We start from the raw sequence: 20,688 nt of genomic DNA on the forward strand, positions 1-20,688 counted from the left end.
AACCATGTACGACCAAGACACCCAACCCATGGTCCTCGGCCCGCGCTCGCCAGCCCGCGATGCGGACACCGCCGAGCCGACGGACGAGCCGTCCTTTACGAGCCTGAGATCGATCGCGTCCGCGTGGAGCGTGTTCGTGGTGGTTCTGCTGATCCTGCTGAGCTTCGCGGCGGCTTGTGTTGTGTATGGGCTGTAGTCGATGAAGGCTGACCACATGAAAACGCGCATTGTGCGGCGCGCATTGCTCGCCGCTTTGTTGGGCTTGGGTTTTGTCGTTAGTGCTTGCGGCAGTGGTGCCGGCGGCGCTGCTCGCTTGACCGAACGGCAGATCAAGGCCCAGGCGATGTTTGCGGAGCGTTGCAAGACGGCGGGGGAGAAGATTTACAGGACAGTAAAGAACGTTGAGGGCGTGTACCTGCTGAAGATCCGATCCAGGACCAATCATGGCGATCAGTTCCGACTGGATGATCCATACGGCCACGATTCCACTGGCGACATGTACATCCTCAACTTTCTTCGCGGCTTCTATCACCAGAGTCAAGCCAGACCCGTTGCCGGCGATCCTCCGCAAATGGGCTATCGGTATGTTGAAGCAGCCGATGTTCACGATGGACGGCGGTACAGATACACAGGCCGAACCGAAGAACCATGGCAATCGAACAAGGCCTTTCTCGAGGGCTATACCCGCTTTGTATTGGACAAGGTTGTCTCGCCTGGGCCGGCTCCTCGATACGCCGTGACTTACGAGGATATTTCTACTCACGAAGAACGTCAGTACTGGATTGCCGGGAGTTCGCTAAGAGTGATTGACCTTCAGACGAATGAAGTCATGGGAGAGCGGGTCGGCTACATGATGGATTGGGCGCAGGGTAGTCGGGCCGGTGGAAGGGCGCCGTGGTTATTTGCGGCCGATACGGCGTGTCCAGGCTTTCAGAGAAATCCACAGCGCCCCATCAATCGAGGTGGCTCGGCGCAGCCCGGGCAGACGCTCTACTTTGTCGAGAAGGTCTTGGAACCATCAATCAACTAGAAACTGGAACGTTGGCAGTGAGCACAGAACTACATGTAGCCGAATACCTCAAGTACGCAGATCTGCAGATGGCTGCAGAGGCGTTCCTCGTCAACGAGCGAAAAGAGGACGCCAAGGCGGATCTGAAACAGGCGCTGGTCGATGGCAATTTTCACTCCAGCCAATTTACCGAGACTCAAGCTGTCGGAGATCTATGGCCGTGTCGAGGCCGCATTAGCGGCTGGCCAGCCCGTCAGCCCCAGCGACTGGGCGGTATATGGGATCAAGCTCGATGACTGAGTTCATCACGCGGCGGCGAGTGCTCGGAGTCGTGCTGGGCTTGAGTCTGGTCGTAAGTGCATGTGCCCACAACCCGGATTCCGCCCGCTTAAGCGAACGTCAGATCAAGGCACAAGCCATGTTTTTCGAGCGTTGCAAGACCGCGGGTGAAAAGATTCATAGAGCGGTGGCAAACGTAGAGGGCGTGTACGTGATGAAGGTCAGGCCGACGTCGCGCAACTACGGTGAGCAGTTCAAGCTCGACGATCCATATGGAAAAGACTTGGGGGGTCTTGGGTACATACAAACATTTGTTCGCGGTAGCTACAAGGAAGGCCACAAGGGCACCCCACTTCCAGGATCTGAGCCGTCTCCGGCTGGCTTTGGCTACGCTGAGGCTGTCGACATTGAAGATGGGCAGCGATATAGATACACGGGGCGTATTGAGGAGCCGTGGGAAAAGGACAAGTCATACCTAAAGGGATACACGCGCTTCGTTCTAGACAAAGTTGTTGCGCGAGGCCCTGCGCCACGCTACGGAGTAACCTACGACGACATTTCTACGCGAGAAGAACGAGAGTATTGGATCGCAGGCAGCTCGCTTAAGGTCATCGATCTTCAGACGGGCGACGTCATCGCTGAACGAGTTGGATACATGATGGATTGGGCCCAGGGAAGCAGCTCTGGAGGGCGTTCGCCTTGGCTGTGGGCCTTCGAGACTGCCTGTCCCACATTCAAAAGAAATCCGAATCGTCTTGCTGGACCAGCTTCTGCCTCCACGAGCTACCAAGCTGCGCGATTCGTCGAGAAAGTTCTCAAACCACTATCGAAGTAATTGACTCAGGGAAAACAGAATGACGAGCAACCCAACTATCGCCGATTACCTCAAATACGCGGATCTGCAAATGGCAGCAGAGGCGTTCATAAAAAATCCGGATACCGGCAGCCTTAGCGCCGAGGGACGTGAACTTACAGAAGCTCTTATCGATGGGAATAACCACGCCAGTCGGTTCACCGAAGTTCAAGCCATCCAGTTTGCAAAGCATTGGGTTGCTTTAGACCAGCAAGCCAACACCTCCACAGGCTTCAGCGGCACGCTTTTCAAGTGCGTCAAGGACGACCCCTCAACCGGCGCCAAAGCCGGCGAAGTCGTCATGTCCTTCCGCAGCACCGAGTTCATAGACGACGCTGCCCGCGACAACCAAGCCACCAACACCCTGGAAATCGCCGCCACCGGCTACGCCTGGGGCCAGATACGCGACATGGAAGCGTGGTACCAGAGCCTCAAGGACCGTGGGCTTGTGTCCAAGGAACAAGGCTTCGCTGTCACCGGCTACAGCCTCGGCGGCCACTTGGCCACGGTCTTCAACTTGCTGCATGGTCCGACAGCGCCCCAAGCGGACCAAGCCAACGTCAGGCAAGTCGTCACCTTCAACGGCGCAGGCGTCGGCGGCTTCGACCAGAGCATCGGACTCAAGGCGCTCGTGGAGCAGTTCACTGCCGCATGTGCGCGCGGCCCGGTCTTCACCGATGAATTCCTGACGCAGATCTATGGCCGTGCCGAGGCCGCGTTGGCCGCTGGTCAGCCCGTCAGCATCAGCGATTGGGCTGCGCTCAGGGCATTGGTCAATCCACCACCCGACAGCGGGGCGCTCGTGGATGCGAAGACGCGCAAGCAAGCGCAGATGGTCATCGACGCCATTGGTCGCGTCGACGTCATCTGCGGCGAGGTCCGTCGCTTGATCGGGATAGGCAGCGGTGACGGCAAGTCACCCGTTCACGTTGCGAGGGGCCAGATCGAGCAGGCGAACCTCGGCTATCAGATGGCGCTGCTCGAAGTTGGTCAGCACAGCGATGCCGCCAGCCTCCTCAGGGGTCTTGCGCTGACCTACGGGAAAAAGGCCTATCTCAGTACGAACCCAGAGAACCAGTTCGACGTGGTCGGTGCGACCAACCCATCGGCCGTGTCCAACTCGCAATGGCACATAGGCACGGACGTGCGCGTCTTCATCGAGGACCAACCGCTGTACCGAGGCGGCGTGGCCATTGAAGCGCTATCGGAGACGCTTAAGCACACTTTGGCTGTGTCGTTCGCGCAATTCAACGTCAAGCTGCTCATCGACGGCTACGCCACCAAGGACTTCGGCGATACCCATAGCCTTGTGCTGATCGTCGATTCGCTCAACCTGCAGAACACGCTGCTGCAGATGCTGCCGGCCGAGAAGCGAACCGGCGAGACGGCCGACAAACTGCTCGACGACATCCTGCGCAGTGCCTCCAACCTGAAGAGGGTCGATGGCGATGCCGTGGTCGGTACCGGCCAGGGCAAGTCCGAAGGCGACGTGCTGGAGAACGTGCTCAACGCGCTGGCCGATCTCGCGCTCGGGCCGCTGGCGGGCCCGCGACTCAAGGGCTCGGCGGAAGGCAACACTTGGCATCGCGTGGAAGACGAGCAAGGTTTTACCGGTCGTGACGCGTTCTACAACGTGCTCGATCGGATACGACGCAGCGAGTTCTACAAGAGCGCCGTTGCCGGGGACCTGGCGCTGGCACTCGAGGCCACCAGCGGCAGCGAATTGGCATCCCGTGCGCACACCGACTTCGCTGCCTTCGCGGCCCTGTACAGCCTGAGCCCCTTCGTGCTGTCGAGCGGCAAGCCTGGCGCGCTGGAAGCGCTCGTAGGCGACGCATGGGGCGCGCTCTACGCCGACTGGCAGGCCGACAAGACGGCCTTGGCAGACGGCGCCAGGGCCGACGAGTTGCGCATCACCGATCAATGGCTTCAAGACCGCGCGGCGCTCGTGGAGCTAAAGAAGAAGTTCGGCATCGACAACGCGAGCTACGACAGCGCGATCGGCAATGACAAGGACATCATCTGGGAGGATCGCTACGTCGACTTCACAATCCACCGCGCCGGCCTGGCCGATGCGACCTACGTGCGTTTCGGCGACGACGCGGACGATGCAGACCTGACCGGCGGGTCGCACAACGATCGCTTGTACGGCGGCGCCGGCGCCGACACCCTCACCGGCGGCCAGGGCAGCGACCACCTGCAGGGCGACTCCGGCAACGACAGCCTCGACGGCGGCGAAGGCAACGACACCCTGCTGGGTGGCACCGGCAGCGACACCTACCGCTTCGTGGGCAGCTGGGGTGCCGACACCGTGATCGACGCGGACGGCGCCGGTGCGATCGAAGTCGACGGCACGGTGCTGCAGGGCGGCCGCAAGATCGCAGAGGGCGTGTGGCGCAATGACGAGCAGCGCGTGCTGTACACGCTGGCAGGCGACGACGCCGCGCCCATGCTCGTCATCCAGGCCGATGCGCGGCCGGGCACCATCATGGTCCGCAAGTGGCGCGAGGGCGACCTGGGGCTCGCCATGCAGGATGAACAGCAAGGCGGCGAGCCGGTCCGCGTGTTCATCGGCGATCAGCGCGCGCCGCGTACCGGCATCGAGATCGACGAGCACATTGGCCCTGATTCCAACGCTTTCGACGTCTACAAGTGGAGCGCCACCGAATGGGCCGCCGACGGCACGCTGATCGGCGGCGTGGTCGAAGAAGGCTTCAGCGATTCGATCCGCGGCACGGCGGGCCGGGACCGCATCAGCGGCCTGGCGGGCAACGATGCGCTGGACGGTCGCGAAGGCGACGACCACATCGAAGGCGGCGCGGCCGACGACCTGATCGGCGGCGGGGAGGGCGAAGACGTCATCTTCGGCGGCGACGGCGACGACTACATCAACAGCAGCGCCAACCTGAGTGTGTTTGGGCGCTGGACGCCGCGGGACGTCTGGCTGGCTCCGCAGGGGAGGGAGATCAAGACCCAAGGCGCACGCTGGGGGGTCTATTACGAACCGGAAGCCGACGGAGACAAAGTCGCCGTCTGGTACGGAAGCGCTGCACCGAGCGGCACCGACGGAGATTTCGTGGACGGCGGCGCCGGGGATGATCGGGTCGTCGCCGGCGGCGGGTCCGACTACGTCCAGGGTGGCCAGGGTGACGACATGATCGACGGGATGGGCGGCAACGACGTGCTCGAAGGTGGTGACGGAAAGGACCGCCTCCAGGGTGACGGGGTCGACGAGCCCGGCTACATGAACTCGGTCGACGGTCGCTATCACGGCGCCGATTTCATCGACGGCGGTGCAGGCGACGACGTGCTCGATGGTGGCGGCAAGGACGACGCCCTCTTCGGCGGTGCGGGCGACGACACGATCCGCGGCGACGACGTCGGCAACACCGGCGGCAAGGCCTATCTGCCGCTGGTCTATCACGGCAACGACCTGCTGTATGGAGAAGCGGGCAACGACTATCTGGAGGGCGGCGGCGGAGGCGATTCGCTGGACGGTGGCGCAGGCGACGACGAACTGGTTGGCGATACCGATGCCCGCAACGTCGCTGCACCTGCGCACCATCTTTTGGCCTGGGGCGATGACGCGCTCAACGGCGGAGACGGCAACGACAGGTTGTTCGGCGGAGGCAAGGACGACGTTCTGCGCGGCGGGGCAGGCAACGATGCCCTGTGGGGCGACCAGGACGACCTGGCGCTGCCGGGCGAATTCCATGGCAACGATGAACTCGATGGCGGCGAAGGCGCGGACTACCTGGTCGGCGGCGGAAAGGACGACACGCTGCATGGCGGCGCCGGCAACGACACCTTGCGCGGTGACGACGACCCGGAAAAAGTCGCCACCGAGTTCCACGGCGCCGACTACCTCGACGGCGGCGCGGGCGACGATCGTCTCGAAGGCATGGGCGGCAACGACGTGCTGCTTGGAGGCGAGGGCAACGACTACCTCGATGGCGGCGAGGGTGCCGACTACATGCAGGGCGGTGCCGGCGACGACGTCTACGTGGTCGACAACGAGGGCGACGTGATCGACGAAGAAGCGCCGAGTGGCGACGCGCCTGCCAGCATCGACGGCGTCGCGTCGGCGTTCAGCTACACCTTGGGCGCCCATCTCGACAACTTGACGTTGACGGGCACGGCGTCGATCGACGCCACCGGCAATGCGCTGAACAACAGCATCGTCGGCAACGCGGGCAACAACGTCTTGGAGGGTGGTGCGGGCGACGACTGGCTGTCGGGCGGGCGGGGCGACGACGTCTACGTGTTCAACCGGGGCGACGGCAGGGACTGGATCGACAACTTCGATGTGGTCGAGAAGGCCAGTGCGCCGGACGAACGCGGCGTCGGCGACACCCTGCGTTTCGGCGCGGGCATCCAGGCGTCCGACGTGGTCGGCTACCGCTTCGGCGACGACATCGTGTTCCATATCAAGGGCACGTCCGACCAGATCGGGGTTCTCGGGCACCATGATTCGGGCGGCGCCGGTGGTGCGGTGATGTTGGACCACAAGATCGACCGCGTCGAGTTCGCCGATGGCACCGCCTGGGACCAGGCGATGCTGGAAAGCGTGGCAGAGCGCAGCGTCGCCAACCACGCACCGACGGCGACGAAAACCGTGCCCACCTTGCAGGCGCGGGTCGGCACGGCCTTCAGCTACACCGTGGCCGCCGACACCATCGTCGACAGCGACGCATGGGACGCGATCACTTACAGCATCGAGACGCTCGAGGGCCTGAATGCGCCCGCGTGGCTGACCTTCGACACCGCGACGCGCCGGTTCAGCGGCACCCCGGATGCCGACAGCGTCGGAACCCTGCGGCTGCGGCTGTGGGGTCACGACACCTATGGCGCCAGCGTTTCCACCACGGTGAACCTGAGCGTGCAGGCGGCCAACCAGGCACCGGTGGTGGCGAGGCCCCTGCAAGACCAATCCGCAAGACAGAACACGAGCTTCAGCTATAGCGTGCCGACCGACGCTTTCGCGGATTTCGACTCGGCCGGTTCGCTGGCCTACGCTGCGACGATGGCCGATGGCAGCGACCTGCCGTCGTGGCTGCACTTCGACGCCGCGACCCGGACCTTCAGCGGCAAGCCGGGCACGGCAGGCACTTTGAGCGTCAAGGTCTCGGCACGCGATTCGGACGGTGCGAGCGGGTCGTACGTGTTCGATATCGTCATCGCCTCGTCGACGATCCAAGGGACGAACGGCGACGATCGGTTGACGGGGGGCGCAGGCGACGAAACGCTGGTGGGCCTGGGCGGCAAAGACACGCTGGTGGGCAATGGCGGCGACGACATCCTCGAAGGTGGCGCGGGCGACGATTGGCTCATCGGCGACGAGTTGCACTACGCCAGCACGGCCACGGGCGACGACCGACTCGAAGGCGGCGACGGGAACGACACACTGGAGGGCGGCAAAGGCGCTGACACCCTGCTCGGCGGCAGCGGAAACGACGAACTCACAGGCGGCGAAGGCGACGACTTCATCGATGGCGGCGCGGGCTCGGACGAGATGTACGGCAATAGCGGCAACGACACCTTCTACGTGGAACGCATCGAGGGCAACGAGAGCATCCACGACTTCGGCCTGGGTGCAGACCGGCTCGTGCTGGGCGGCTACCGCCCGCGGGACCTCAGCGTGAGCTACAAGAATTCCGCGCTCGTGCTGCGGGCTGCCGACGGTTCGACACTCGGCCTAAGCAGTTACTTTTCGCGGCCCGACCTGGCCGACCTGCCGATCGAATTTGCAGATGGCACCGTCTGGCGCCGGTCCGATATCCACGCCATGCTGAATCTGCCGCAGTTGGTCTGGCCCGACATGTACGACTTGGAGATCGACGAGTGGGGCACCGACAGGATGCATGGCTCCGACTACAGCGACGTTCTTTTCGGCCTGGGCGGAGACGATGTCATCTTCGGATACGGTGGCAAAGACCATCTTCACGGCGGAAGCGGCAACGATACGCTCGATGGCTGGGACGGCAACGACCTGCTGCAGGGCGGCGACGGCAACGACTATCTGATGGGCGGTGCAGGCAGCGACGTACTCGAAGGCGGTGACGGAGACGACGTGCTCAACGGCGTGGCGACGAATACCTACCGAACGGGCAGCCCGTACACCTTGACTGAAGTCGACGTCCTCGACGGCGGGCGAGGTAACGACGAACTGCGGGGCAGCACCGGGGACGACGTGTACGTGTTCGGTCGCGGGTACGGCGTCGACCGGATCTTGGAGTACTCGAAAGGCACAGGCACCGGCAACGTCATCCGCTTCAACAGCGACGTGGCTCCGAGTGATGTGGTCGGATTGCGAGATACCCCGAGAGGCTCTCCGGCGTTTTGGTTGAGCGCCACGGATCAGCTCTTCGTCAGCGATCTTCAGTACATCGCACGCGTGGAGTTCGCCGATGGCACCGTCTGGAACCAGGCCCATTTGGCCGCCCGCATGACCGGCACGACGCTGACTGGCACCGGGGCGCAGCTGCCGACGCTGACGGCGAGGCTGGGCAATCAAATTCGCATGGACCTTCCGAAAGGCCTCTTCACGGCGGGCAGCAAAAGCGGGGCGCTGACCTATTCGCTCGAAAGGCCGCCGAAGGGACTGACGATCGATGCCAAGACCGGCCAGTTGTCGGGCGTCTTGCACGATGCCGTGTGGGGCGACCTTACGGTGTGGGTGACTGCGACCGACGAACTGGGTTTCGCCAAGGCTTCGCCGATGACGGTCCGGACCGTCGGCGCGGCCGGCGTCATCACGGGCACGGCTGGCCAGGACGTCTTGATCGGCACCGATGGCGATGAATCCCTGGATGGACTTGCCGGCGCCGACCAGATGGCCGGTGGCGCCGGGAACGACACCTACACCGTCGACAACGTAACCGACACCATCGTCGAACAAGCCGGCGAAGGCAACGACACCGTGCGCAGCGCCGTCAGCCACACGCTGGCGGCCAACGTCGAGACGCTCGTGTTGATCGGCACCGGCGCCATCAACGGCACCGGGAACGCGCTCGACAACGCGCTGCACGCGGGGCCAGGCAACAACGTGCTCGACGGCCTGGGCGGCAACGACACCGCGGTCTACGAACTGGCCGGCTCGGCGGTGAAGGTCAGCCTGGCCACGGGCGCAGCGCAGGCCACCGGCGGCAGCGGCACCGACACGCTGCGCAACATCGAGAACCTCACCGGCAGCAAGTTCAACGACACCTTGACCGGCGACGCCATGGCGAACGTGCTGGCGGGCGGTGCCGGCAACGACGTGCTAGAAGGCGGGGCTGGAAACGACACGCTCGATGGCGGCGTGGGCAACGACACGCTCAATGGTGGATCGGGCAACGACATCTACGTCTTCGGCCGCGGCAGCCAGCGCGACACCATCACCGACGCCGATGCGAGCGTGGGCAATGCCGACGTGGTGGCCTTCGGCAGCGACGTTCGCGCAGACCAGCTCTGGTTCCGCAAGGCCGGCAACAACCTCGAAGTGAGCATCATCGGCACCGACGACAAGCTCACGGTGAACAACTGGTACCTGGGCCAGCAGCACCATGTCGAGTCGTTCAAGACCAGCAACGGCGCGACCACGCTCGACAGCCAGGTGCAGGCACTGGTCGACGCCATGGCGGGCTTCGCGCCGCCCGCGGCCGGGCAGACCACGCTGCCGCCGGACTACCAGAGCAAGCTGAAGGTAGTGATCGCCGCGAACTGGCACTGAGACGCGAGCGGGCACTGAGGCGCGAATCGCATCGGTCCACCTGCGAGCCAAGATGCTTGCACCCGGGGCGGATGAGCGAGTCCGGCAGCGGCGTTCTCTGCCGGCTCGTCAGATTAGCGTCGCCCGCCTCACGGCCAGTTCCCACAGCGCCATCTTCTCTTCCGCCTTCGCCCGGCTCAGCGTCGGCATGAAGCGGCGCTCCACCCGCCACTGCTTCGACAGCTCGCCCACGTCGCGGTAGACGCCCGTCGACAGTCCCGCGAGGTAGGCGGCGCCCAGGGCCGTGGTCTCGATGACTTCGGGCCGCACCACCGGAATGCCCAGCAAGTCGGCCTGGAACTGCATCAGCAGGTCGTTGACGGCAGCGCCGCCGTCGACGCGCAGTTCGGCCACCGGCGTGCCGCCGGCCGCCACCGCGTCGCGGCTCATGGCCTGCAGCAGAGCGGCACTCTGGTAGGCGATGCTTTCCAACGCGGCGCGGGCGATGTGGGCGACCGTGGTGCCGCGCGTCAGGCCGGTGATGGTGCCGCGGGCATCGGCGTCCCAGTAAGGCGCGCCGAGGCCGGTGAAGGCGGGCACAATCATCACGCCGCCGGCATCGGGCACGCTCTCGGCCAGCGCCTGCACTTGCGCGCTGCCCTGGATCGCCTTCAGGCCATCGCGCAGCCACTGAACGACCGCGCCGCCGACGAACACGCTGCCTTCCATCGCGTACTGCGGCGGCATGTTGCCGGCCTGCGCGGCGCTAGTGACCAGCAGGCCGTTCTGCGAAGGCTGGAACGCGCCGCCCGTGTGCATCAGCAGGAAGCAGCCGGTGCCGTAGGTGTTCTTGGCCATGCCGGCATCGAAGCAGGCCTGGCCGAAGAGGGCACTCTGCTGGTCGCCGGCCACGCCGCCGATGGGCAGCGGGCGATCGAAGAGCCCGGCGTCGGTGTCGGCGAAGTGCGCGCTCGAAGGCTTGACGGCCGGCATCAGCGAGGCGGGGATGTCCAGCAGCTTCAGCAGCTCTTCGTCCCACTGGTGGGTGTGCACGTTGAACAGCATGGTGCGCGACGCATTGCTGACGTCGCTCACGTGCTGCTTGCCGCCGGTCAGCTGCCAGATGAGCCAGCTGTCGACCGTGCCGAAGGCCAGCTCGCCGCGCTCGGCCGCGGCGCGCGCGCCGGGCACGTTGTCGAGCAGCCAGCGCAGCTTGGTACCGGAGAAATACGCGTCGATGACCAGGCCGGTCTTCTGCTGGATCAGGCCCGTCATGCCGTCATCGCGCAGCTTCGCGCAAAGCGGCTCGGCGCGCCGGTCTTGCCAGACGATCGCGTGGTGCACGGGCTGGCCGGTCTTGCGGTTCCACAGCACGGTGGTCTCGCGCTGGTTGGTGATGCCGACGGCGTGGATGTCGGCGGCCGTCAACTGCGCCTTGACGAGTACCTCGCGTGCGGTGGCCAATTGGCTGGTCCAGATCTCGTTCGGGTCGTGCTCCACCCAGCCGGGCTGCGGATAGATCTGCGTGAGTTCCTTCTGGGCCAGCGCGACGATGCGGCCCTCGCGGTCGAACACGATGCTGCGGGAGCTGGAGGTGCCCTGGTCCAGGGCGAGCAGGTAGGTCATGACGATGTCCTCAATGTTCGCGTGCGATCTCGCAGCGTACCTGGGCCTGTTCCAGCAGTTCGGGAAAAGGCACGGGCGGTTCGTCGTCGGTGTAGAGGCAGTCGATCTGCGAGAGCTTGGCCAGCTCCACCATCGCGGGCCGGTTGAACTTGCTGGCGTCGGCGGCCAGCCACACCTCGCGCGCCTGGGCGATGATGGTCTGCGCCACCTTCACCTCGCGCAGGTCGAAGTCGCGCAGCGTGCCGTCGGCCTCGATGCCCGACACGCCGATCACGGCGATGTCGACCTTGAACTGGCGGATGAAGTCGACCGTGGCCTCGCCCACGATCGCCCGGTCGCGCGGCCGCACCGAGCCGCCGGCCACGATCACCTCGCAATTCGGGTTGCCGCTCAGGATGGCCGCGACGTTGAGGTTGTTGGTGATCACCCTCAAGCCCGAGTGATGCATCAAGGCCTTGGCGATCGCCTCGGTGGTGGTGCCGATGTTGAGGATCAACGAGCAATCGTTCGGCACCTGCGCGGCCACGGCGCGCGCGATGCGCGCCTTGCCTTCGGCGTTCAGGCTTTCGCGCTGCTGGTAGCCGATGTTCTGCACGGTCGAGCTCGGTACCCGCACGCCGCCGTGAAAGCGCGTCAGCAGGCCTTCGTCGGCCAGGCGCTGCACGTCGCGACGCACCGTCTGCAGGGTCACGTCGAGCATGTCGGCGAGCTGCTCGACGCTGATCGACCCGCGCGCTCGCACGGTGTTCAGAAGCTTGAGTTGGCGGGGATTCGAATTCACGCGGGACCGACTTTAGAACGAAAGAAAACGAATAGACGGGAGGGTTAACACCAGGGAAAATCGCATCGTAAGGAACCAAAATGAAAAAAAGCGAAAACGCCCTGGGCGATATCCGTGAAATAAATCACAGCAACGTGAGCGCCTTCCCAGACACCCTTTCCGCCACGCCGGCGGCCCTTGCCGGTTCCGCCGCAGCCACCGACGTCGACGTGCTGATCGTCGGCGGCGGCATCAACGGCTGCGGCATCGCACGCGACCTGGCCGGGCGCGGCTTCCGGGTTTTGCTGTGCGAGAAGGACGATCTCGCAGCCCACACCTCGTCGTCTTCCACCAAGCTGATCCATGGCGGCCTGCGCTACCTCGAGTACTACGAGTTCTCGCTCGTGCGCAAGGCCCTGCAGGAGCGCGAGGTGCTCTTGCGCAGCGCGCCGCACATCATGTGGCCGCTGCGTTTCGTCATGCCCCACGACCCGTCGATGCGGCCGGCGTGGATGGTGCGCATCGGCCTGTTCCTTTACGACCACTTGGCCCGGCGCGAGGTGCTGCCGGGCTCGCGCGGCGTCGACCTGCGTGCGCATCCGTCGGGCGTGCCGCTCAAGCCGCAGTGGAAGCGCGGCTTCGTCTATTCCGACGGCTGGGTGGACGACGCACGGCTCGTGGCGCTCAACGCGCTCGACGCGCGGGCCAAGGGGGCCGAGGTGCTGACGCGCACGCGCTGCGTGAGCGCGCAGCGCGGGGCCGATGGCTGGACCGCCGTGCTCGAAGGCCCCGCCGGCCAGCGCACGGTGCGCGCCCGCGCGGTGGTGAACGCAGCCGGGCCGTGGGCCGAGGCCTTTCTGCGCGGCGTGGCGCATGCGGCCAAGGGCGAGGCGTTGGCGACGCGGCACCTGCGCCTGGTCAAGGGCAGCCACATCGTGGTGCCGCGCCTGTTCGAACACGACTACGCCTATATCTTCCAGAACCAGGACAAGAGGATCATCTTCGCCATTCCGTACCAGCACGACTTCACGCTGATCGGCACCACCGACGTGGAGCTGAGCGGCGACGACCCGGGCGCGGCGCGCATCGCCGACGAAGAGATCGACTACCTCTGCACGCAGGCCAGCCGCTACTTCGAGAAGCCGGTGCGTCCTGCCGACGTGGTGTGGACCTATTCGGGCGTGCGCCCGCTGCTCGACGATGCGTCGGGCGACCCCTCGGCCGTGACGCGCGACTACATGCTCGAGTCGAACACCACGTCCGCGCCGCTGCTGTCGGTGTGGGGCGGCAAGATCACCACCTTTCGCAAGCTGGCGGAAGACGCGGCCGACGAAGTGGGCCGCATGCTGGGGGAGGCGCGCCCGGCCTGGACCGACGGCGCTTTCCTGCCGGGCGGCGACCTGTCGGAATGGATCGGCGCCGCGCGCCGGCCTGATGCGGATTTCGAGCGCTTCGTCGAAGCCGTGCGCGCCAGGCATCCCTGGCTGGACGGCGCGCTGGCGCGTCGGCTGGCCCGCGCTTACGGTGCCCGCATCTCGACGCTGATCGGCGATGCGCAGTCGATGGCGGACATGGGCGAGGCGGTCGCGCCCGGCCTGTATGCGCGCGAGCTGCACTACCTGCGCGACGAGGAATGGGCCTGCGCCGGCGACGACGTGCTCTGGCGCCGTTCGAAGCTGGGCCTGCATCTCACGCCGCAGCAGCGCGAGGGCGTCGACGCCTGGATGCAGCAACAGGCACTCGGCACACAAGAACGACAACGGGAAGGAGTGGCATGCAACTGACCCTCGAGCGCATCACCAAGAAGGTGGGCGCGCAGACCTGGCTCTACGAGCAGAGCATCGCGCCGAAACGCGGCGCGGTGACTGTGCTGCTCGGCGCTACCCAGTCCGGCAAGACCAGCCTGATGCGGCTGATGGCCGGGCTCGACGCGCCCACCGAGGGCCTGGTGCTGGTCGATGGCAAGAACGTCACCGGCGTGCCGGTGCGCGAGCGCAACGTGGCGATGGTGTATCAGCAGTTCATCAACTACCCCTCGCTGAAGGTGGCCGACAACATCGGCTCGCCGCTCAAGCTGCGCGGCGAAAAGAACATCGAGGCGCGCGTGCGCGAGCTGGCCGACAAGCTCAGCATCGGCCAGTTTCTCGACCGCTACCCGGCCGAGCTGTCCGGCGGCCAGCAGCAGCGGGTGGCGCTGGCCCGGGCACTCGCCAAGAACGCGCCGCTGGTGCTGCTCGACGAGCCCCTGGTCAATCTCGACTACAAGCTCCGAGAAGGCTTGCGCGAAGAGCTGACGCAGCTCTTCGCCACCGGCGATTCGACCGTCATCTACGCCACCACCGAGCCCGGCGAGGCGCTGCTGCTGGGTGGCTACACGGCGGTGATGGATGCCGGCAAGCTGCTGCAGTACGGGCCCACGGCCGAGGTCTTCCACGCGCCGCAATCGTTGCGCGTGGCGCGGGCTTTCAGCGACCCGCCGATGAATCTGCTGGCCGGCCGTGTGGCGTCTGGCGGCGTGCAGCTCGCCGGCGGCCCGCTCGTGCCGCTGACTTTGTCGGCCGGCATCGACGGCGCGGTGACAGTGGGATTGCGCGCCAGCGCGCTCGACGTGGCGGCGCGCGAAGGCGACATCGCCATACCCGGCAAGGTGGAGCTGGCCGAGATCTCGGGCTCGGACACTTTCGTGCACGTCGAGACCCTGGTGGGCGAGCTGGTGGCGCAGCTGACGGGTGTGCACCGCTTCGAGCTGGGAACGGCCATCACGCTGTACTTTCCGGCTTCGCAGGCCTACGTGTTCGATGCGTCGGAGCGCCTGGCCGTGGCGCCGGCCTGGCGGCGCAAGGGAGCTTGACATGGCGCGCATCGATCTCGACCTGGCCCACGCCTACCGCCCCAACCCGACGCAGGAGAGCGACTACGCGCTGCTGCCGCTGACCATGAGCTTCCGCGACGGCGGTGCCTATGCTCTGCTCGGGCCTTCGGGCTGCGGCAAGACGACGATGCTCAACATCATCTCGGGCCTGCTGGTGCCTTCGCAGGGCACCGTGAGCTTCGATGGGCGCGACGTCACGCATGCGTCACCGCAGGAACGCAACATCGCGCAGGTGTTCCAGTTCCCGGTGATCTACGACACCATGACCGTGGCGGAGAACCTGGCCTTCCCCTTGCGCAACCGCAAGCTGCCGGCGGAGCAGATCAAAAAGCGCGTGGGCGAGATCGCCGAGATGCTCGACATGAGCGGCCAGCTCAACCAGCGCGCGGCCAACCTGGCGGCCGATGCCAAGCAGAAGATATCGCTGGGCCGCGGGCTGGTGCGCAGCGACGTGTCGGCGGTGCTGTTCGACGAGCCGCTGACGGTGATCGACCCCAACCTCAAGTGGCAGCTGCGGCGCAAGCTGAAGCAGATTCACCGCGAACTCAAGCTCACGCTGATCTACGTCACGCACGACCAGGTGGAGGCCCTGACCTTCGCCGAAGAAGTGGTGGTGATGACGCGCGGCAAGGCCGTGCAGGTGGGCAGCGCCGACGCGCTGTTCGAGCGGCCGGCCCACACCTTCGTCGGGCATTTCATCGGGTCGCCGGGCATGAACTTCCTGCCGGTGCAGAGCAGCGGCTGGTCGCTGGAGGTCGGCGGCATGCAGCTGACCACCACGCGCACCTTGCCCGAAGGCGCGCTCAAGCTCGGCATCCGGCCCGAATACGTAACGCTCGCGGCACCCAACGCGCCCGGCGCGCTGCAGGCCACCGTGACGCAGCTGCAGGACGTGGGCACGCACCAGATGCTGACGGCGCAGGTGGGGGAAAGCACGCTCAAGGCGCGGCTGGATTCCGATGCGACGGTGCCGGGCAAGGGTGAGCCTGTGTGGCTGAAGGTGGTGGATACGCACACCTGCTTCTATCGGGACGAGGAGCTCGTTGCATGAACGGACAGCTGAAGCCCATCAACCAAAAGGCCTGGTTCCTGGTCCTGCCGGTGCTGCTGTGCGTGGCCTTCTCGGCCATCGTGCCGCTGATGACGGTGGTCAACTATTCGGTGCAGGACATCATCTCGCCCGAGCGGCGCGTGTTCGTCGGCACCGAATGGTTCGCGTCGGTGATGCGCGACGACGAGCTGCATGCGGCGCTGGGCCGGCAGCTGGTGTTCTCGCTGGCGGTGCTGCTGGTGGAGATTCCGCTGGGCATCTGCCTCGCGCTGTCGATGCCCGCCACGGGGTGGAAGGCTTCGGCGGTGCTGGTGATCGTCGCGCTGTCGCTGCTGATCCCGTGGAACGTGGTGGGCACCATCTGGCAGATCTACGGCCGCGCCGACATCGGGCTGCTGGGCTATGCGCTGCGCAAGCTGGGCGTCGACTACAACTACACCGGCAGCGCCGGCGACGCCTGGGTGACGGTGCTGGTGATGGATGTCTGGCACTGGACGCCGCTGGTTGCGCTGCTGTGCTATGCCGGCTTGCGTTCGATTCCCGATGCCTACTACCAGGCCGCGCGCATCGACGGCGCCAGCCGCCTTGCCGTGTTCCGCTACATCCAGCTGCCCAAGATGCGCGGCGTGCTCATGATCGCGGTGCTGCTGCGCTTCATGGACAGCTTCATGATCTACACCGAGCCCTTCGTGCTGACCGGCGGCGGGCCGGGCAACGCCACCACCTTCCTGAGCCAGTACCTCACCCAGAAGGCGGTGGGCCAGTTCGACCTGGGGCCGGCGGCGGCGTTTTCGCTGATCTACTTTTTGATCATCCTGCTGCTGTGCTTCATCCTCTACAACTGGATGCAGCGCGTGGGGACGCAGGAAGCGGAGGAACCGAAATGAATGAAGACAAGCGTTTCCGCAAGCGCAGCATCTTCCTGCTGCTCTACATCCTGTTCGCCCTGTTGCCCATCTACTGGATGATCAACATGAGCTTCAAGACGAACGAGGAGATCCTGTCGAGCTTCTCGTTCTTTCCGCAGCAGTTCACCTGGGCTAACTACGCGCGCATCTTCACCGACGAGTCGTGGTACTCGGGCTACATCAACAGCCTGATCTACGTGGGCATCAACACGGTGGTGTCGCTCGTGGTCGCGCTGCCGGCGGCCTATGCGTTCTCGCGCTATTCCTTCCTGGGCGACAAGCACATCTTCTTCTGGCTGCTGACCAACCGGATGACGCCGCCGGCGGTCTTCCTGCTGCCATTCTTCCAGCTCTACACCACGGTCGGGTTGATGGACACGCACCTGGGCGTGGCGCTGGCGCACCTGCTGTTCAACGTGCCGCTGGCCGTGTGGATCCTGGAAGGCTTCATGAGCGGCATTCCGCGCGAGATCGACGAGACGGCCTACATCGACGGCTACTCGTTCCCGCGCTTCTTCCTCACGATCTTCCTGCCGCTGATCAAGGCCGGCGTGGGCGTCGCGGCCTTCTTCTGCTTCATGTTCAGCTGGGTCGAACTGCTGCTGGCGCGCACGCTGACCAGCGTGAATGCCAAGCCCATCGTCGCGACGATGACGCGCACGGTGAGCGCGTCGGGCATGGATTGGGCCACGCTCGCTGCGGCGGGCGTGCTGACGATCGTGCCGGGCGCGATCGTGATCTGGTTCGTGCGGCACTACATCGCGAAGGGCTTCGCGATGGGCCGGGTTTAGGTGTTTACTCCCTCTCCCTCTGGGAGAGGGGACGAAAGAGTCAGACAGAGAAAGGAGACATCGATGTTCGAATGGATGGTCTGGACCACCCCGGTGGCCGTCTTCTTCTGTTGCATCGCGCTGATGCTGGTCGGCATGACCGTGTGGGAGCTCAACTCGCCCACCACGCTGCGCCGCGGCTGGCTGCCGATGGACACCACGCGCGGCGACCGGCTCTTCATCGGGCTGCTGGTCGCGGCCTACATCAACCTCATCTTCATCGGCCTGGCCGGCAAGCTGCAGGAATGGATGTCGCTGGAGGCCGAGCCTTCGATCTGGATCAGCTTCGTGCTGTCGATGGTCGTGCTGGCGCTGGTCATGCGCAAAGGGTAGCCGCAGAGTTTTCCAGGCTGGCCGGCTCTCCGCTTTCCCGGGGCCGGCCTGCACAAGATCGGGAAGCAAACCGAGGAGACATTGATCATGAAAGTTCGCTACACAGCGTTGGCACTGGCAGCGGCCACCTTCGCCATGCAGACCGCCTGGGCCGGCGAGGCCGAGGCCAAGAAGTGGATCGACAGCGAGTTCCAGCCGTCGACCCTGAACAAGGACCAGCAGACGGCCGAACTCAAGTGGTTCATCGACGCCGCCAAGAAACTGCAGGGCAAGGGTGTGCGCGAGATATCGGTGGTGTCGGAAACCATCACCACCCACGAGTACGAATCGAAGACGCTCGCCAAGGCTTTCGAGGAGATCACCGGCATCAAGGTCAAGCACGACCTCATTCAAGAAGGCGACGTGGTCGAGAAACTGCAGACCTCGATGCAGTCGGGCAAGTCGATCTACGACGGCTGGATTTCCGATTCGGACCTGATCGGCACGCACTACCGCTACGGCAAGATCATGAACCTGACCGACTACATGGCCGGCAAGGGCAAGGAGTACACCAACCCCGGGCTGGACCTGAAGGACTTCATCGGCACCAAGTTCACCACTGCGCCCGACGGCAAGCTCTACCAGTTGCCCGACCAGCAGTTCGCCAACCTGTACTGGTTCCGCGCCGACCTGTTCGCGCGGCCCGACCTCAAGGAGAAGTTCAAGGCCAAGTATGGCTACGACCTGGGCGTGCCGCTGAACTGGAGCGCCTACGAGGACATCGCCGAGTTCTTCAGCGTCGACGTGAAGACCATCGACGGCAAGCCCATCTACGGCCACATGGACTACGGCAAGAAAGACCCGTCGCTGGGCTGGCGCTTCACCGACGCCTGGCTGTCGATGGCCGGTTCCGCCGACATCGGCACGCCCAACGGCCTGCCGATCGACGAATGGGGCATTCGCGTGGCGGACGACAAGTGCACGCCGGTGGGCGCCAGCGTGTCGCGCGGCGGCGCCACCAACTCGCCGGCGGCGGTTTATGCGCTCACCAAGTACGTCGACTGGATGAAGAAGTACGCGCCCAAGGAAGCCACCGGCATGACCTTCGGCGAAGCCGGCCCGGTGCCCGCCCAGGGCCAGATCGCGCAGCAGATCTTCTGGTACACCGCCTTCACCGCCGACATGACCAAGCCGGGCCTGCCGGTGGTCAATGCCGACGGCACGCCCAAGTGGCGCATGGCGCCCGGTCCGAACGGCCCGTACTGGAAGCAGGGCATGCAGAACGGCTACCAGGACGTGGGCTCGTGGACCTTCTTCGCCAACCACGACGAGAACCGCACCGCGGCGGCCTGGCTCTATGCGCAGTTCATCACCGCCAAGACCACCTCGCTGAAGAAGACCATCATGGGCCTGACGCCGATCCGCGAATCGGACATCCAGAGCAAGGCCATGACCGACATGGCGCCTAAGCTGGGCGGCCTGGTCGAGTTCTACCGCAGCCCGGCCCGCGTGGCCTGGTCGCCCACCGGCACCAACGTGCCCGACTATCCGAAGCTGGCGCAGCTCTGGTGGAAGAACGTGGCCGAGGCGGTGACGGGCGAGAAGACCCCGCAGAAGGCGATGGACAACCTGGCCGACGAGATGGACAACGTGATGGCCCGCCTGCAGCGCGCCGGCATGGCCAAGTGCGCGCCCAAGCTCAACGCCAAGGGCGACCCCAACAAGTGGCTCAGCGACCAGCACGCGCCGTGGAAGAAGCTGGCCAACGAAAAGCCGAAGGGCGAGACCATCGACTACGAGAAGCTGCTGACCGCCTGGAAGGACGGCAAGGCGCGCTGAACGCCTGAGCGCACTCGTTTTCGGGGCCGCGGTGCGAAGGCGCTGCGGCCCTTTTTGCTTTGGGGTCTGCGCCTTTGCTAGCCTTTGCCGATGAACCGACGTCGCGACTTCATCTTCTTGGCAGCGGGCCCGCTGCTTCTGTTGCCAGCCCACGCCCAGCCTGCCGCCGAGGCCATGGCCGACCGCCTGCGTGCCGGGCGCTGTGCCTTGATGTGGCGGCACGGGCAGACCACGCCGGGCGTGGGCGACCCGCCGGGCTTCGAGCTGTCGCAGTGCGGCACGCAGCGCAACCTGAGCGATGCGGGACGGGCGCAGTCTCGTGCGGCGGGCGACTGGTTCCGCAGCCGCAAGCTGGCGCCGCGCGCAGTGCGGTCCAGTGCCTGGTGCCGCTGCAGGGACACGGCCGACCTGGCCTTCGGCGCGCACGAGGCCTGGGCACCGCTGAACTCCAGCTTCGGCCAGGCGCCGGTCGCGCCCGAGGTGCGCGCGCAACTGCTGGCGGGGCTGGCGCGCATTCCGGCGGGTGCCTTCGAGGTCTGGGTCACGCACCAGGTCAACATCACCGCCTTTACCGGCGAATCGGTGTCGATGGGCGAGGCCGTGGTGGTGGACCGCGACGGGCGTGTGCTGGCGCGCGGCGGCTTCGGCGCCTGAGGCGC

14 protein-coding genes are annotated in these 20,688 nt (G+C 65.4%); 12 read left to right on the forward strand and 2 right to left on the reverse strand.

What is annotated here, in order from left to right:
* The first annotated feature begins 4 nt into the window (after positions 1-4).
* The 4 genes from B0W80_RS22590 (at position 5) to B0W80_RS36415 (ending at position 9,852) form a co-directional block, all read left to right on the forward strand.
* The gene (locus B0W80_RS22590) at positions 5-196 is read left to right on the forward strand and encodes a hypothetical protein (RefSeq protein ID WP_077001409.1); all 192 of its coding nucleotides are present in this window, start codon (positions 5-7) and stop codon (positions 194-196) included.
* Positions 197-214: 18 nt separating this feature from the next.
* On the forward strand, positions 215-1,030 hold the full coding sequence (locus B0W80_RS22595) for a hypothetical protein (RefSeq protein WP_077001410.1): 816 nt from the start codon (positions 215-217) through the stop codon (positions 1,028-1,030).
* Positions 1,031-1,301: 271 nt separating this feature from the next.
* On the forward strand, positions 1,302-2,123 hold the full coding sequence (locus tag B0W80_RS35105; protein WP_143684742.1) for a hypothetical protein: 822 nt from the start codon (positions 1,302-1,304) through the stop codon (positions 2,121-2,123).
* 319 nt (positions 2,124-2,442) lie between these two features.
* Positions 2,443-9,852, forward strand: a complete 7,410-nt coding sequence (locus B0W80_RS36415) for a putative Ig domain-containing protein (protein WP_077001411.1) — start codon at positions 2,443-2,445, stop codon at positions 9,850-9,852.
* A 108-nt stretch (positions 9,853-9,960) separates the two neighbouring features.
* On the opposite strand, the gene glpK is transcribed toward B0W80_RS36415, so the two are convergent.
* Both glpK and B0W80_RS22610 read right to left on the reverse strand, forming a co-directional pair.
* Entirely contained in the window at positions 9,961-11,457 is a 1,497-nt protein-coding gene (gene glpK / locus B0W80_RS22605; RefSeq protein ID WP_077001412.1) for a glycerol kinase GlpK, read from the reverse strand.
* Between the two features lie 10 nt (positions 11,458-11,467).
* Positions 11,468-12,238 (reverse strand): DeoR/GlpR family DNA-binding transcription regulator, encoded by a 771-nt coding sequence (locus B0W80_RS22610; protein WP_077001413.1) that lies wholly within the window; start codon positions 12,236-12,238, stop codon positions 11,468-11,470.
* Between the two features lie 80 nt (positions 12,239-12,318).
* On the opposite strand from B0W80_RS22610, the gene glpD reads away from it, so the two are divergent.
* The 8 genes from glpD to B0W80_RS22650 all read left to right on the forward strand — a co-directional run bounded on the left by glpD (position 12,319) and on the right by B0W80_RS22650 (position 20,683).
* Positions 12,319-14,001 carry a glycerol-3-phosphate dehydrogenase gene (glpD, locus tag B0W80_RS22615; RefSeq protein ID WP_077001414.1) on the forward strand — a complete coding sequence of 561 codons (1,683 nt, stop codon included), beginning with the start codon at positions 12,319-12,321 and terminating at the stop codon, positions 13,999-14,001.
* Complete coding sequence (locus tag B0W80_RS22620; RefSeq protein ID WP_077001415.1) at positions 13,992-15,068, forward strand: ABC transporter ATP-binding protein; 1,077 nt, start codon at positions 13,992-13,994, stop codon at positions 15,066-15,068. The genes glpD and B0W80_RS22620 overlap by 10 nt, the downstream gene beginning before the upstream one ends.
* 1 nt (position 15,069) lies before the next feature.
* Positions 15,070-16,140 (forward strand): ABC transporter ATP-binding protein, encoded by a 1,071-nt coding sequence (locus B0W80_RS22625; RefSeq protein WP_077001416.1) that lies wholly within the window; start codon positions 15,070-15,072, stop codon positions 16,138-16,140.
* Positions 16,137-17,027, forward strand: coding sequence for a carbohydrate ABC transporter permease (locus B0W80_RS22630; protein WP_077001417.1), 891 nt, complete (start codon positions 16,137-16,139; stop codon positions 17,025-17,027). The genes B0W80_RS22625 and B0W80_RS22630 overlap by 4 nt, the downstream gene beginning before the upstream one ends.
* Entirely contained in the window at positions 17,024-17,839 is an 816-nt protein-coding gene (locus tag B0W80_RS22635; protein ID WP_077001418.1) for a carbohydrate ABC transporter permease, read from the forward strand. Before B0W80_RS22630 ends, B0W80_RS22635 begins: the two co-directional genes overlap by 4 nt.
* 63 nt (positions 17,840-17,902) lie before the next feature.
* Positions 17,903-18,211: a DUF2160 domain-containing protein gene (locus B0W80_RS22640; protein WP_077001419.1), complete on the forward strand. Its 309-nt coding sequence runs from the start codon at positions 17,903-17,905 to the stop codon at positions 18,209-18,211.
* 87 nt (positions 18,212-18,298) lie between these two features.
* Complete coding sequence (locus B0W80_RS22645) at positions 18,299-20,029, forward strand: ABC transporter substrate-binding protein (RefSeq protein WP_077001420.1); 1,731 nt, start codon at positions 18,299-18,301, stop codon at positions 20,027-20,029.
* Positions 20,030-20,119: 90 nt separating this feature from the next.
* Complete coding sequence (locus B0W80_RS22650; RefSeq protein WP_077001421.1) at positions 20,120-20,683, forward strand: histidine phosphatase family protein; 564 nt, start codon at positions 20,120-20,122, stop codon at positions 20,681-20,683.
* Positions 20,684-20,688 lie beyond the last annotated feature (5 nt).

Origin of the sequence: Variovorax sp. KK3 (assembly GCF_001984055.1) — a bacterium.
Taxonomy (GTDB): Bacteria; Pseudomonadota; Gammaproteobacteria; order Burkholderiales; family Burkholderiaceae_C; genus Variovorax.